General features: G+C 69.9%; 12 protein-coding genes and 1 pseudogene. 7 read left to right on the top strand and 6 right to left on the bottom strand.

What is annotated here, in order from left to right:
- Position 1 precedes the first annotated feature (1 nt).
- Together GT347_RS15120 and GT347_RS15115 are read left to right on the top strand one after the other, a co-directional pair.
- The gene (locus GT347_RS15120; protein WP_160552972.1) at positions 2-466 is read left to right on the top strand and encodes a MarR family winged helix-turn-helix transcriptional regulator; all 465 of its coding nucleotides are present in this window, start codon (positions 2-4) and stop codon (positions 464-466) included.
- Positions 463-2,000, top strand: a pseudogene (locus GT347_RS15115) (DHA2 family efflux MFS transporter permease subunit). Before GT347_RS15120 ends, GT347_RS15115 begins: the two are co-directional and overlap by 4 nt.
- Positions 2,001-2,010: 10 nt before the next feature.
- Here GT347_RS15115 and GT347_RS15110 read toward each other — a convergent pair.
- The 3 genes from GT347_RS15110 to GT347_RS15100 form a co-directional block, all read right to left on the bottom strand.
- A complete protein-coding gene (locus GT347_RS15110; RefSeq protein ID WP_160552971.1) occupies positions 2,011-3,048 on the bottom strand; it encodes an F-box protein in 1,038 nt (345 codons plus the stop codon).
- Between the two features lie 89 nt (positions 3,049-3,137).
- Positions 3,138-3,698, bottom strand: coding sequence for a flavin reductase family protein (locus GT347_RS15105; protein WP_160552970.1), 561 nt, complete (start codon positions 3,696-3,698; stop codon positions 3,138-3,140).
- Between the two features lie 16 nt (positions 3,699-3,714).
- Positions 3,715-5,637, bottom strand: coding sequence for an MFS transporter (locus GT347_RS15100; protein WP_195812352.1), 1,923 nt, complete (start codon positions 5,635-5,637; stop codon positions 3,715-3,717).
- 166 nt (positions 5,638-5,803) lie between these two features.
- Between GT347_RS15100 and GT347_RS15095 the strand changes: the two genes are divergently transcribed.
- Entirely contained in the window at positions 5,804-6,172 is a 369-nt protein-coding gene (locus tag GT347_RS15095; protein WP_160552968.1) for a YXWGXW repeat-containing protein, read from the top strand.
- 9 nt (positions 6,173-6,181) lie between these two features.
- Here the strand turns inward: GT347_RS15095 and GT347_RS15090 are convergent, their stop codons facing one another.
- Both GT347_RS15090 and GT347_RS15085 read right to left on the bottom strand, forming a co-directional pair.
- Positions 6,182-7,456 carry an FIST signal transduction protein gene (locus GT347_RS15090; protein ID WP_160552967.1) on the bottom strand — a complete coding sequence of 425 codons (1,275 nt, stop codon included), beginning with the start codon at positions 7,454-7,456 and terminating at the stop codon, positions 6,182-6,184.
- Positions 7,457-7,503: 47 nt separating this feature from the next.
- A complete protein-coding gene (locus GT347_RS15085; RefSeq protein WP_160552966.1) occupies positions 7,504-8,337 on the bottom strand; it encodes a PhaM family polyhydroxyalkanoate granule multifunctional regulatory protein in 834 nt (277 codons plus the stop codon).
- 267 nt (positions 8,338-8,604) lie between these two features.
- On the opposite strand from GT347_RS15085, the gene GT347_RS15080 reads away from it, so the two are divergent.
- Complete coding sequence (locus tag GT347_RS15080; RefSeq protein WP_160552965.1) at positions 8,605-9,807, top strand: toxin-antitoxin system YwqK family antitoxin; 1,203 nt, start codon at positions 8,605-8,607, stop codon at positions 9,805-9,807.
- Between the two features lie 5 nt (positions 9,808-9,812).
- Here the strand turns inward: GT347_RS15080 and GT347_RS15075 are convergent, their stop codons facing one another.
- Entirely contained in the window at positions 9,813-10,865 is a 1,053-nt protein-coding gene (locus tag GT347_RS15075; RefSeq protein ID WP_160552964.1) for a fumarylacetoacetate hydrolase family protein, read from the bottom strand.
- A gap of 63 nt (positions 10,866-10,928) precedes the next feature.
- On the opposite strand from GT347_RS15075, the gene GT347_RS15070 reads away from it, so the two are divergent.
- The 3 genes from GT347_RS15070 to GT347_RS15060 all read left to right on the top strand — a co-directional run bounded on the left by GT347_RS15070 (position 10,929) and on the right by GT347_RS15060 (position 13,323).
- Entirely contained in the window at positions 10,929-12,008 is a 1,080-nt protein-coding gene (locus GT347_RS15070; RefSeq protein WP_160552963.1) for a DUF3108 domain-containing protein, read from the top strand.
- A 128-nt stretch (positions 12,009-12,136) separates the two neighbouring features.
- Positions 12,137-12,415: a BTH_I0359 family protein gene (locus GT347_RS15065; protein ID WP_160552962.1), complete on the top strand. Its 279-nt coding sequence runs from the start codon at positions 12,137-12,139 to the stop codon at positions 12,413-12,415.
- Positions 12,416-12,564: 149 nt separating this feature from the next.
- Positions 12,565-13,323 (top strand): ChaN family lipoprotein, encoded by a 759-nt coding sequence (locus GT347_RS15060; protein ID WP_160552961.1) that lies wholly within the window; start codon positions 12,565-12,567, stop codon positions 13,321-13,323.
- Positions 13,324-13,326 lie beyond the last annotated feature (3 nt).

The following is a 13,326-nucleotide window of genomic DNA, read 5'->3' as shown; positions in this document are numbered from 1 at the left end:
TATGAAAAAAAGAGACTTCTCCCACCGTTTCAGTTTCCTGGTCAGCGAGGTCGCCAAGCTCTACGGCGAACACTTCGACCGCCTGGCGCGCGCCAGGCTCGGCCTGTCGAAGGCGCAGTGCAAGGTGATCGGCACCCTGGCCATGCATGGCGGCGAGGTGCCGCTGTCGCAGGCCGAACTGGCGCAGCGCATGGGGCTGAGCGCCATGTCCGTCGCCACCATGTGCGAACGCATGGAAGCCGCCGGCTGGCTGCGCCGCGAGACGCCGCCCAACGACCGCCGCACCCGCTGGGTGCACCTGGAAGACAAGGCCCATGGCGCGCTCGACGAGGCCCTGAAGATCAGCGACGAAGTCCAGAAGAACGGCCTGGCCGAACTCAGCGCCGCCGAGCGCACGCAGCTGGTCGCCCTGCTGCAGAAGGCCCGCTCAGGCCTGCAGGCCTGGCAGGCGGAGGACGAGGCATGAGCCCCGCCCCGTCGCTCGCCGAGGCCGCCCGCCACAAGGGCATGATCACCGTGGCGGTGATGCTCGCCACCATCATGCAGGCGCTGGACACCACCATCGCCAACGTCGCCCTGCCGCACATGCAGGGCAGCCTGCAGGCCTCGCAGGACCAGATCACCTGGGTGCTCACCTCCTACATCGTGGCCTCGGCCATCACCCTGCCGCTGACCGGCTGGCTCTGCGGCCACTGGGGCGGCGCAAGGTCTTCATCATCTCGGTGGTGGGCTTCACGATTTCCTCGGCCCTGTGCGGCATGGCGACCTCGATGGCCGGCATCGTCGCCGCGCGGCTGCTGCAGGGCGTGTTCGGCGCGGCGCTGGTGCCGCTGTCGCAGGCGGTGCTGCTGGACATCAACCCGCCCGACAAGGTCGGCCAGGCGATGGCGATCTGGGGCGCCGGCATCATGGTCGGGCCCATCCTGGGGCCGCTGCTGGGCGGCTGGCTGACCGAGAACCTGGACTGGCGCTGGGTCTTCTTCATCAACCTGCCGGTGGGCATGCTGGCGCTGTGGGGCATCCTGCGTTTCCTGCCGGAGAGCCGGCCGCAGGGCGAACGGCTGGACATCTTCGGCTTCGTCACGCTGAGCCTGGCGATCGGCATGCTGCAGATGTTCCTGGACCGCGGCGAGCAGATGGACTGGTTCGATTCCTGGGAGATCCGCATCGAGGCGGCCATCGCCCTGGTCTCCTTCCTGTTCTTCGTGGTGCACACGGCGACCGTGCGCGGCGTGTCCTTCTTCGACCGGGACCTGCTCAAGGACCGCAACTTCCTCACCGGCCTGCTGTTCGCCTTCATCGTCGGCATGATCCTGTTCGCCACCATGGCGCTGCTGCCGACCTTCCTGCAGGGGCTGATGGACTATCCGGTGGTCTACACCGGCGAGGTGACCGCGCCGCGCGGCGTGGGCACCATGCTGGCGATGCTGGTGGTGGGCCGCATCGTGCAGAAGGTGGATGTGCGCGCCATCATGGCGGTGGGCTTCGGCCTGACCGCCTTCTCGCTGTGGCAGATGACCCGGCTGACGCCGCAGATGGACAGCTCGCTGATCATCGTCTCGGGCTTCCTGCAGGGCCTGGGCATCGGCTTCACCTTCGTGCCGCTGTCGACCGCCGCCTTCGCCACCCTGGCGCCGCGGCTGCGCCACCAGGGCACGCCCATCTTCAGCCTGCTGCGCAACATCGGCAGCAGCGTGGGCATCTCCATCGTGCAGGCCTTGCTCACCGAGAACACCGCCACCGCACACGCCAACCTGGCCGCTCTGGTGGGGCCGGACAACCGCGGCCTGGCCGATTTGCCGCCGGGGCTGTCGCTGGACAGCGGCATGGCCGCGCTGGCGCAGCTCAACGTCGAGCTGTCCAGGCAGGCGGCCATGATCGGCTACCTGGAGGACTTCAGCATCATGATGGTGATCACGCTGGTGTCCATCCCGCTGCTGCTGCTGATCAAGCGGCCGAAACGGGCGGCGGCGAGCGGACCGGCAGAAGTGCCGCATTGAAGGGCGGGCCTCACTGCGACCGGGGCGCGCCACGATCGAACGCATCGAGCGCCCGCCACTCGGCCTGCAGCTGCACGACCTGCGGATCGCTGGCGACCGGCGATCTCGGGTCGGTCAGGCCCTGGAGGCAGTACGCGCAGACATCCAGCAGATCGCGCTTGTCGTACACCACGCTTTCGTAGGCATCGCCGTATTCGTCGAATACCTTGCGCAGCACATGCAGCACCGTCTGCAGATGCACCGGCGAGGCCATCAGGAGGATCTGCTCGGGGTACTCCGTCTGGCGCACGTCCAGCACAGAGTCGCGCAAAAAGGCGAGCAGGTGCAAGGCGCAGCGCGGCACCCTGTCGCACTGCTCGGCCGAGGCGTGCAGGATCGCCACGGGATCCCGGTGCATGGCGGACAGCCCAAGCTGCAGCAGGCTCAATGTCCGATGGTGGAGGCCGTCCCGGAGTTGCCGTGGCGGATCGGCCGGCAGCATGGCCGCGCAGCGGCCGGCCAGCTCCAGTGCGAAACCGCCCAGCAGCTGGTAGCACTCGGAACACGACGAGCCTCCCTGCCCCGGGAAATTCAGCAGGAAAAACAGACGCGATTCGACGACCTCGAGAATGCACGCGACCCGCTCCGCGTCGAGATGCTCCAGCGGTCCCAGGGCGATGCGCGCCCAGGCCACGATCTGGCCCAGATTGCTGCCGGGACATTCGAACCACCGTGTCAGCACACGGCGCATCCCCCACATCAGCGAGTCGGGTGTGGCCGTCATGGTGTGGAGGCGGGCCGCCACCGCATCGCGCGCGGCCTGGTCGGAACCGTCGCGCAGGGCGCGGCTGGTCAGGCGCAGGGCGGCCCAGTCCGGCCAGTCGATATGGCGGAAGATGTGGGCTTTCAGTTCCTGTGGAAGGCTTTCGAGCGGCGCGAGGGCGATGTGCATCGACTCTGTGCATGCCTTGGCGGTCGGCCCGGCAGAGGAGCCGTCCGGTAGCGGGCCGTCGAGACGGCTTTGCGAAACACGGATGATTCGGACGCAATCGTTCTGTTCGTCGAGCATGGGTGGGTCTCCGCGAGGCGGCCATCGGACCAGCGGCGCGGGCGCACGGACGAGCGTTCAGCGAAAAACGCAGCAATGCAGCGAAGCGTCTACAGCTTGCCCTGGTCGAAGAGCCGCCGGCGGCTGATGCTGTCGCCCGCCACCATGAAGCGGCCTTCGCCCTGGTAGTGCAGGGTGCGCGGATCGCGCGGCGTCTTCGCGGCGCGGGCACGCACGACTTCGAGCACGAAGAAGTCGTAGTCCTTCACCAGACGCCGGTCGTGCACCTTGCATTCGAACTGGGCGTGGCATTCGCGGATCAGCGGGGCGGCGACCTTCTCGCCTGGCTCGGTCGTCAGTCCGAAGGCCTGGAACTTGTCGATCTCGGTACCGCTGGAATTGCCGATGCGGGCGACGGTGTCGGCCAGTTCGCGCGTCGGCAGGTTGATCGCGCATTCGCCGCTCCGCTCGATCAGCTCTCGGCTGTGGTTGCCGCGGGCGATGACGCAGCCGATGAGCGCGGGCGTGAACTCCATCACCAGGTGCCAGCCCATGGTCATCACGTCCTGCTCGCCCTGCCAGGACGAGGTCAGCAGGACGACCGGGCCGGGTTCCAGGTAGCGGCGTACCTGTTCGAGGGGGAAGTCGGCTTTGGCGGGGACACGGGCCATGGTCTTGCAGCAGGAGTCATGCGGGAGCCGACAGCATCTGCGCGACCCGAGCGCGCAGCGTTTCCGGCTGTACTTCGGCCGCTGCCAGCGGCTCGGCGATGCGCAGCGCCACCCGGTTGAACAAGCCGCGCCGGAACGGCCGGGCCATGGCCTTGGGCCGGCCCTCGCGGCGTTCGATGCGGCTGAAGAAGGAGCCCCACAGGCCCTGCAGGGCCATGGGCACGACCGGCGGAGCTATGCCGTCCGCGCGTGCCTGCTCCAGGATCTTCATCAGGCCGGGCTGGAAGGCCTGCAGCTCGCCGTCGGTGGTCAGGCCGCCCTCGGGAAAGATCGCCAGCAGCTCGCCACGGCGCAGCACCTCGGCGGCGCTGGCGAAGGCGGCTTCGTAGATCGCGGGGTCTTCCTTGCGCGGCGCGACGGGAATGGCCCCGGCCAGCCGGAACACGCCGCCCAGCACCGGCGTGGCGAAGATGCGGTGGTCCATCACGAAATGGATGGGCCGCGGGCTGGCTCCCATCAACAGCACCGGATCGGCCAGGCTCACATGGTTGCAGACGAGCAGCGCCGGGCCCTCGGCGGGAATGTGTTCGGCGCCCTGCACCCGGAAGCGGTAGACCAGGTTGGAGACGATCCAGGCCAGGAAACGCAGCAGGTACTCCGGCACCAGCCAGAACACATAGGCCGCCACCAGCGCATTGGCGATGCCGGTGAACAGGAACACCTGCGGCACGCTGAAGCCCGCCGACAGCAGGGCGCCCGCCAGCAGCGCGCTGGCGATCATGAAGAGCGAGTTGAGAATGTTGTTGGCCGCGATGATCCGGGCCCGGTGCGTGGGCTGGCTGCGCATCTGGATCAGCGCATACATCGGCACGCTGTAGAGGCCGGCGAACAGCGACAGCAGCAGCAGGTCGGCCATCACCCGCCAATGGGCCGCGCGCGAGACGAATTCGGCCAGGCCCAGCAGGCCCGAAGGCGGCAGCGACCGCGAGGCGAAATACAGGTCGATGGCGAACACACTCATGCCGATGGCGCCCAGCGGCACCAGGCCGATCTCCACCTGGCGCCGGCTCAGCACCTCGCACAGCAGCGAGCCCGTTCCAATGCCCACCGAGAACACCACCAGCAGCAGCGAGGCCACATGCGCATCGCCATGCAGCACCTCCTTGGCGAAGCTGGGGAACTGGCTGAGGAAGACCGCGCCGAAGAACCACATCCAGCTGATGCCCAGCAGCGAGCGGAACACCACCGGGTTGCCCGCCGCGAGCTTGAGGTTGCGCCAGGTCTCGGTGACCGGATTCCAGTTGATGCGCAGCCCCGCATCGGTGGCGCCCAGCGGCGGAATGCGCTGCGCCGTGGCCCGTCCGACCAGCGCCAGCGTCACGCAGGCGACGGCCACGGTGGCATGGCCGACCTCGGGAATCGCCACCAGCACGCCGCCGGCCAGGTTGCCCAGCAGGATGGCCACGAAGGTGCCCATCTCCACCATGCCGTTGCCGCCGGTGAGTTCCCTTGGCTGCAGCACCTGCGGCAGATAGGCGTACTTCACCGGCCCGAAGGCGGTGGAGTGCAGGCCCATCAGGAACACGCAGGCCAGCAGCACCACCGCGTTGCCCATCCAGAAGCCGAAACCGGCCAGCAGCATGACGGCGATCTCCAGGTTCTTCACCATGCGCATCAGGCCGGTCTTGTCGAGCTTGTCGGCCAGCTGGCCGGCGGTGGCCGAGAACAGCAGGAAGGGCAGCACGAACAGGGCGCCGATCGCCAGGCCTGCCAGCGACGGCGGCAGCCAGGACACCGAGAGCTGGTAGGTCACCATCACGGTGAAGGCGAACTTGAAGAGGTTGTCGTTGGCGGCGCCCGCGAACTGCGTCCAGAAGAAGGGGGCGAAGCGGCGCTGGCGCAGCAGCGCGAACTGGTTGGGTGGCGGGGCGGCGGTCATGGGGGCGGGGTCTCCTGCGCGGCTGACGTCAAAGGGCCGGGGCATTGTGCCCGCCAGCCAAGGGCCTTGGCGGCGATACATGGACACACAATTCTTCGTCGCGGACCTACACGGTCTTCACCGAAAGCGTCCAGCATGGGCTTGTGTTCACCATGAAAGAGACACCATGAACATCCGCAACACCGCCACTGCCGCCGCCATCGCCCTGCTGTCGCTGGGCACCCTGGCCACCGTGCCGACCGCCGCGCAGGCGCAGATCGTCGTGCAGGTGGCGCCGCCGCCGCCGCGCTACGAACGCGTGCCGCCACCGCGGGCGGGTTATGTCTGGGCACCGGGACATTGGGAATGGCGTGGCAACCGCCATGTCTGGATGCGCGGCAATTACATGCGTGCCCGCCCCGGCTATGTCTACCGCGCACCGGCCTGGGAGCAGCGCGGCGACCGCTGGGCCATGCAGCGCGGCGGCTGGGACCGCGACGGCGACGGCGTGCCGAACCGGGCCGACCGCCGGCCCAACAATCCCCGCCGCTACTGAAAATCCGGCTCAGCCGTTCGACACGAAGACGGTGAGCACGCCGCTGTAGCCATAGATGTGGTGGCGGGCGATCTCGCCGCCGGCGAAGAAGCCCACCAGCGGCACATCGCCCAGGGCGTGGCGGATGATCTGCATCTCGGCATTCGGCGCGCCGAAGTGCGGCCCGCCACGGCCGGCGCAGCTCACGTAGATGCCGCCCATGATGTGCCGGCCGGGCTGGTTCGGCAGCGTATAGGCGGGGCCGGATGCGCCCATCGCCACCGGCAGTTCCTCCGGCTCCAGCTCTTCCCGGATCTCCGCGCAGACCCGCACCAGGTCGGCCCGCGCCGCCGCCGCATCGCGCTGGCAGAAGGCCACGCGTTCACCCAGCTTCACCTTCTCGGCCACCGCCACGCCTTCGCGTGTGGTGTCCAGGCCGATGATGTGGCGCACGCGGGTGTCGGCACCGAAATGGCCGGCGCGCCCGACCAGTTCCAGATCGCCGCCGTCCGCGGGATCGAGCATGCCGACCAGCGTGCGGCGCACCGTGGCCAGCGCCTGCTGCGGCTGCTCCAGCGTGATGTCGAGTTCCGACAGCAGCATCTCCAAGGCCGGCCGGTGATCGATGCGCACGATGACATGCTCGTCCGCCTCGGTCACCGTATGCACCGGTCCCAGCGGCTGGCAGCCCTGCGAGACCCGCGAGATCACCGAGACGCCCTCACCGAAGGCCACGCCCGATAGTCCGCCGATGAAAACGCCGCTGGCCGCGCCCTGGCCGCGAATGTTGCCGTCGCCGCCGATGGCGAACTGCACCGCGCTGCGCCGGCTCGACGCCAGCCCGCCGAAAAGATACCCGGTGGCCGTGCGGCCGGCCAGCTCGGCCACCAGTTCGGCGATGTCGGGCGTGTGCGCATCGGCATGCAGCAAGGCGGTGTGGGCCTCGAAACTGCCGGTGGCCAGCGCGCCCAGCGGCGCCACGCCGGAGAAGACGCGGTACTGGTCCGCCGGCAGCTCGCAGAGCATCACGCACAGCGCCGGCTCGTCGAGGTACTCGGCGTTGTTCACCGCCACGCCGACACCCACGGTGCCGGACCAGTCGGTGATCTCCGGCAGCTCGGCGCCCAGCGTGGCGAGGATCTCCTCGGCGGCATCGGCGTAGTGGTCGGTGATGTAGATCAGGCCCAGCGTGGGATGGTGCGCATGGCCCGGCAGGGCCAGCTGCGCCCGCAGCTGCGCCACGACGAGGCCGACGGCCATCCGCCACTGGGGGTGGGTGGCATGCCCGCAAGGAAAAAGTTGCATGGAGGGGTGCTTCTGCTGATGGCCTGGACCGGTGGATGGTGAACGGCTCAGGGCCTGGTCTTGCGGGCGGCGGTCTTCTTGCGCGCGGGCGCCGCGGCGGCCTGCTTGCGTGGGGGCACGGCTTTCTTCTTGACGGCGGCCGCCTGCTTGCGGGCCGGCGCTTGGGGCGCGGCCTTGGCGCGCGGCCGGGCGGCTGGCTTGACGGCGGCCGACGCCACCTCGGCGGCCATGCGGCCGGCCGCGTCGAAGGCCTGGCGTGCGGCATCCTGCAGGCCCGGGCTCTGGGCGGCCCGCGCCGCGGCTTCCTGCATGGCACCGGCGGCGATCTGCTGGAACTGGCCGGCCAGGGCGTTCCACCACTGCAGCGGATCGACGGCGGGGGATGCCGCGGGAGATGCGGCCGGCGCGGGCGCCGCGGCGGCTTCGGGCTCTGGCGCGGGCGCCGGGGCTGGCGCAGGTGCCGCGGGCGCGTCGGCCGGCCGCTGCGTGAACATGTCGTCGTAGCGGCCGGGACCGCCGGTCGGCGCAGCCGCCGTCGCCGCCGCGCCACCCTGGCCGAATCCGAATGCCTGGCTGAAATCCTGCATCGGCACATTCATGCTGCGCAGGGTGGCCAGGCTCATCTTCTGCACCTCCAGCGCCTGGATGGTGGCCGAGAGTGCCTTGGCGTTCTGCTCCAGCCAGAACTGCACGGTCTTGAGCTCGCTGACGCGCTTTTCGATCTCCTCGGGCTGCAGCGTGGGCGCCACCCACTTGGACCAGTCCGGCATGCCCGGCGGCCGGCCCCCCGTCGTGCCCTGGGCGGCCGACTGCACCAGGCCTTGAAGAAAGTCGAAACCGGGCACGAATGCACCGAAGCCGAACGGTTTGTTTTCGCTCATGGGTGTGTCCTGACTCGCAGGCCTGTCTCGGAAGCCGGCGTCGCGCCAGCTTACTCCAAGCCCTGCACGGGGCCGCGCCGCAGGGCCAAGTCCGGCGCGGCCGGCAATCGTGAGAACTCCTCTATTACCCAGAAGGTTGTATGAGTCTGTCTCGTGATGTAACGAGTGTCGCTGTATCGCGGCTTCCCACGATAGTGGCTGCTAAGCTCGATTCGCTCGCCGGCATGGGACCTGCGCAGCAATCGACACGAAAGCGAATTCCAGGAGATGCGCAAGAGAACGCGGTCGGCCCGACGCCCGGTGCGGCCAGGCGCCCGCAGCAGCACTGCGGCTGCGGTGGCATTGGCGGGCCTGCTGGCGATGCACGGCGCCTGCGGCGCGACCCTGTGCGAAGTCAACGGCGTGGCCGTCCAGCCCGCCGAACGCAGCAGCCTGCAGGGCCGCTCGGGCGTGCTGCGCTGCCGCGACGAGGCCAGCGGGCAGCTCGTGCGCGAGGAAGAAGTGCAGAACGGCCGCCTGGCCGGCACCGTGCGCCAGTTCAGCAATGGCCGCCTGAGCCGCGAACAGGTCCTCAACGACAAGGGCAATCCGCAGGGCCGCAGCCGCGAGTACGGCGCCAACGGCCAGGTGCTGCGCGAGAGCAATTTCGACAACGGCAACCTCGCAGGCCTGAGCCGCAGCTTCCACCCCGACGGCCGGCTGCAGCGCGCCAGCTTCTACGGCCCCGAGGGCGAGCTGGCCTACGCCGAATTCACCCGCCGCGGCGACCTGCGCTCGCTGCGCTGCGCCGACCGCCCGCTGCTGGGCCCGGCCGTCGACGATGCCCGGCTCTGCGGCTTCGCGTCGCGCAGCTCGCAGGTGAGCTTCGTCGCCGAGAACGGCGCGCTCCGGGCACGCGCCACCTTCCTCAACGGCAAGCGTGTGCGCTATGAAACCTTCCAGGACAACGGCCAGCCCGCCACCCAGGAAGAACTCCAGGCCGCCGGCCGCATCGAACGCATCTTCGGCACCGACGGCGTGCGCCGCCGCGAAGTGCACTGGGCGCTGCGCGACGGGGTGAGCCAGCGCGACCGCGAGCAGGAGTTTTCCGCCACCGGCTCGCTGACCCGCGAGCGCCGCTGGCTGCAGGGCGAGCTGTCCAGCGAACAGACCTTCTATCTCAACGGCCAGCCGCGCAGCAAGGCGCGCTACACCAGCAGCGGCAGCAACCGCACCCTGGAAACGCAGGACTATTTCGAGAACGGCGTGCTGTCGGCCGAGGGCAGCTACATCGACACCGGCCGCTACGCGCCTACGCCCGTCGGCACGCACCGGCAGTTCGACATGCAGGGCCGGCCCAAGTCGGAGACGGTGTACGACCCGCGCGGCCGGCTGGTGCGCGAGCGCATCTGGGATGCGTCGGGCACGGTGCTGCGCGACGACGAGTTGCAGGACGACGGCTCGCGCCGTCCGCCCACCGCGGCGCGCTGAAGCCCTCAGCCCGCGGCCACGGCGGTGCTCCCGCCGACCGTCACTTCCTGCTCGATGGCACCGAAGATCGACAGCCCGTCGCGGCCCTTCATCTCGATGCGGATCGTGTCGTGCGGCTGCAGCCAGCCGGTCTTGGCGCTGCCGTCCTGCAAGGTCTCCATCGCGCGTTTGTCGGCGATGCAGGCATAGCCGCGCGGCCACTCCAAGGCGGCCGCGGCGGCTGCCGCCTTGGCCGCGCGCCGGCCTTCCCTGGCGCCCTCGCGCGGCACCGCCTTGTTGCTCACCGGCCCGCAGCCCACCAGCGTGCCGGCGCGCAGCCGGCCGTTGCGCGCGACACGGGCGATCAACTGGCCGAAGTGGAAGTCCATCTCCGGGCCGGCTTCGTTGAGGCCGACCTTGCGCCCGTTCCACACCGTCTGCAGCGTGCCGTTCAGGCGTCCGCCCGACCAGGCCGGGCCCAGCTCATCGACGGTCACCGCCACGGGGCTGAACGCGGTCGCCGGTCGTGCGTCGAATGCGGCCGCCTCCTCGCCCGGGCCGCGCAAGGCCAGGCCGTTGGCCAGCAGGACCAGCCGGATGCCCTCGATGGCGCGCTCGGCCGTGCAGCCGGCCGGAATGTCGCCGGTGACGACGGCCAGGCCCGCTTCGAAGTCGGCCTCCAGTCCGCCGCGCGGCAAACGCAGGTATTCGGTCGCGCCCAGCAGTTCGCCGCCGCCCAGGCGTGCCATGCGCGGTTCGGACGGCGCCGCGGCATCGGTGCCCGCGGCCGCTTGCAGCATGGCCTGGGCCTGCGCGAAACCACCGCCTTCGAAATGGCCGTAGGCGCGCGGCAGGGGCGCCATGCAGTGGCGCGGATCGAAGGGAAATGCATGCCGGGCCCGGCCGGCGTTGAGTTCGTCGTAGAGGTCCTGCAGCTGCGGCGAGAGGAAGTTCCAGTCGTCCAGCACCGCCTGCAGGCGGCTGGCGACACCGGTCGCATAATGAGCCGAAGCCAGATCGCGCGACACGAGCACCAATTGGCCGTCGCGCGATCCGTCCTGATAGGTCGCGAGTTTCATCGGTCGATTGTCGCCGCAGCCTCTGGCCTCCCGTGACGCCCCCCTGACGCCGCCTCGCCGCCCATGCGCCTGTTCTCCCTGCCCGCCCTGACGCCCACCCGGCGCCCCATCGCCTGCCTGGTCCTGCTGGCGGCGGCGGTGCTGCTGGCGCATCTGGCGGTGCTGGGCTGGCTGCCGATGGGCTCGAGCCGCGGCCAGGCGCTGGACGAGAAGACGCTGCACCTCGTCACCCGCGTGCTGCCCGCGCCGCCTCCGGCACCGCCCAAGCCGCCCCCGCGCCCCCGGCCGGTCACGCCGCCGGCGCCGGCCGTCCCCGCGCCGGCAGCCGAGCCGGCCGCCAGCGAAACCAGCACCGACACCGCCACCACCACCGCCGCCGATACCGGCACGGACAGCATGGCCGCGCCAGCATCCACCGAAGCCGCCAGCGCACCGCCCGAAACCGCCGCGCCCGCCGAAACACCCGCCGAGCCGGCAGTGGCCAGCACCGCCCCGCCACCACCGGTCGGCCTGCCGCAATCGGTGCGCCTGAAGTACGACATGCAGGGCGAATACAAGAAGCTGCTCTACCACGCCGGCGCCGAACTGCTCTGGCAGCAGGACGGCGCGCGCTACTCGGCGCGCATGGAAGTCAGCGCCTTCCTGATCGGCTCGCGTGTGCAGACCAGCGAGGGCGCCATCGGCGCCGGCGGGCTCGAACCCGAACGCTTCGCCGACAAGGCCAGGCGCGAGCAGGCCACGCATTTCGACCGGGACCAGCACCGCATCGTCTTCAGCGCCAACACGCCGGAGATGCCCCTGCCGCCCGGCGTGCAGGACCGGCTGAGCGTGTTCCTGCAGCTGTCCTCGCAACTGGCCGGCGATCCCGGGCGCTACCCGGAGGGCAGCACCATCACCATTCCCACCGCCGGACCGCGCGACCTGGCCGACTGGTCCTTCGTCGTCGGCGCGCCGGAGACCCTGCAATTGCGCCTCGGCAGCCAGCCCACCATCAAGCTCGAACGCGCGCCGCGCAAGGAATACGACACCCGCGTGGAAGTGTGGTTCGCCCCGGCGTTGGGCTATCTGCCGGTGCGCATGCGCATCACCCAGCAGACCGGGGACTACATCGAGCAGACCCTGGAATCGGCCGAAAGACCTTGAAAGCAACGGCCGCGCGAGGACTTTGTCCTACCCGGTTATGCTCTGTCGGCAACCTCCTGAAAAGTCCGGCGCCCTTGAAACTGGCATCAAGGTTGCTATCTGTCAGAGACCGATGAAAGGCAAGCACCATGCAGATGCTGTATGACTCCGAGAGCTTTGTCGTAGTCCACATGGTCCCCGACGAAGACGAGGACACACCCGACACCGCCGGCCCGCAACTCGCGCGCCATGGTTTCGAGATCGTCGACAAGCGCTCCGGCAAGGAGGTCTACCTCGACGGCTCCTGGGCGGAAATGTTCCAGGAGAAGATCCTCGACTGGCAGAAGAACACGCCGACCCAGGAAGAGGTCGAAGACACGCTGGACGGCTACGCCGGGCTGGCGCAGAACCCGGTGATCGTCCACTGATCCAACCCGTATTCGGCTTTTGCCGCAAGACGCGCCGCGGAGCGATCCGGCGGCGCGTTTCTTTTTGGCGTGCGACCCGGGCATAGTGTGGCCATGCGCCGCCGACTCCTCGCCCTCACCGCCGCTTTTTCCTTCCTGATGCTGGCCGGATGCGCCGCGACGGCGCCGGTGCCAGTGCCGGCACCCGCCCCGCCAGTGCCGAGGATCCCGACCTGCTGCTGTTCGGCGAACGCCACGACGCGCCGGGACAGATCGATCGGGTGGCCGATGCCCTGCGCCAGCTCGCCGCCCGGGATCGCCTGGCCGCATTCGCCATCGAAATGGCCCCCGCCGGCACCAGCACCGCCGCCCTGCCGCGCAGCGCGGCCGCGCTGTCCATCCGGCAGGCCCTGCAATGGGACGACAAGGCCTGGCCCTGGGAGCGTTACGCCCCCGCCATCACTGCGGCCGTCGTGGCCGGCGTACCGGTGCTGGGCGCCAACCTGCCGCGGGCCGACATGGCCAAGGCGATGGCCGATGTGTCGCTGGACGCCCAACTGGCCGAACCCGCCCGCGCGCAGCTGGCCGTCGCCCTGCGCGACGGCCACTGCGGACTGCTGCCCGAAAGCCGCATCCCCGCCATGCTGCGGGTGCAGATCGCCCGCGACCGCAGCATGGCCCATGTCATGGCCGAATCGGTGGTCAGCGGCCGTACCGCCGTGCTGCTGGCGGGTTCCGGCCATGTCGACAGCGCCCTCGGCGTGCCGCAGCACCTGCCCACGCACCTGACCGTGCGCAGCATCGTCCTGCTGGCCGATGGCGACCGCACCTCCGGCCGCTTCGACGCCACCTGGGCCACGCCGGCCGCATCGCGCGACGACCCCTGCACGGCCCTGGCCGGCCACATGCCCGCGCCGGCCGGCCGCTGAGCG

Origin of the sequence: Xylophilus rhododendri (assembly GCF_009906855.1) — a bacterium.
Taxonomy (GTDB): domain Bacteria; phylum Pseudomonadota; class Gammaproteobacteria; order Burkholderiales; family Burkholderiaceae_C; genus Xylophilus; species Xylophilus rhododendri.
Note: the sequence above shows the minus strand (reverse complement) of the source record. Positions and strands in the feature narration are given on the sequence as shown.

Coding starts and splice junctions, on each gene's coding strand:
- GT347_RS15095 (WP_160552968.1), top strand. CDS start 5,804: ATGAACATCCGCAACACCGCCACTGCCGCCGCCATCGCCCTGCTGTCG.
- GT347_RS15100 (WP_195812352.1), bottom strand. CDS start 5,637: ATGACCGCCGCCCCGCCACCCAACCAGTTCGCGCTGCTGCGCCAGCGC.
- GT347_RS15110 (WP_160552971.1), bottom strand. CDS start 3,048: ATGCTCGACGAACAGAACGATTGCGTCCGAATCATCCGTGTTTCGCAA.
- GT347_RS15120 (WP_160552972.1), top strand. CDS start 2: ATGAAAAAAAGAGACTTCTCCCACCGTTTCAGTTTCCTGGTCAGCGAG.
- GT347_RS15075 (WP_160552964.1), bottom strand. CDS start 10,865: ATGAAACTCGCGACCTATCAGGACGGATCGCGCGACGGCCAATTGGTG.
- GT347_RS15085 (WP_160552966.1), bottom strand. CDS start 8,337: ATGAGCGAAAACAAACCGTTCGGCTTCGGTGCATTCGTGCCCGGTTTC.
- GT347_RS15080 (WP_160552965.1), top strand. CDS start 8,605: ATGCGCAAGAGAACGCGGTCGGCCCGACGCCCGGTGCGGCCAGGCGCC.
- GT347_RS15105 (WP_160552970.1), bottom strand. CDS start 3,698: ATGGCCCGTGTCCCCGCCAAAGCCGACTTCCCCCTCGAACAGGTACGC.
- GT347_RS15090 (WP_160552967.1), bottom strand. CDS start 7,456: ATGCAACTTTTTCCTTGCGGGCATGCCACCCACCCCCAGTGGCGGATG.
- GT347_RS15065 (WP_160552962.1), top strand. CDS start 12,137: ATGCAGATGCTGTATGACTCCGAGAGCTTTGTCGTAGTCCACATGGTC.
- GT347_RS15070 (WP_160552963.1), top strand. CDS start 10,929: ATGCGCCTGTTCTCCCTGCCCGCCCTGACGCCCACCCGGCGCCCCATC.
- GT347_RS15060 (WP_160552961.1), top strand. CDS start 12,565: ATGCGCCGCGACGGCGCCGGTGCCAGTGCCGGCACCCGCCCCGCCAGT.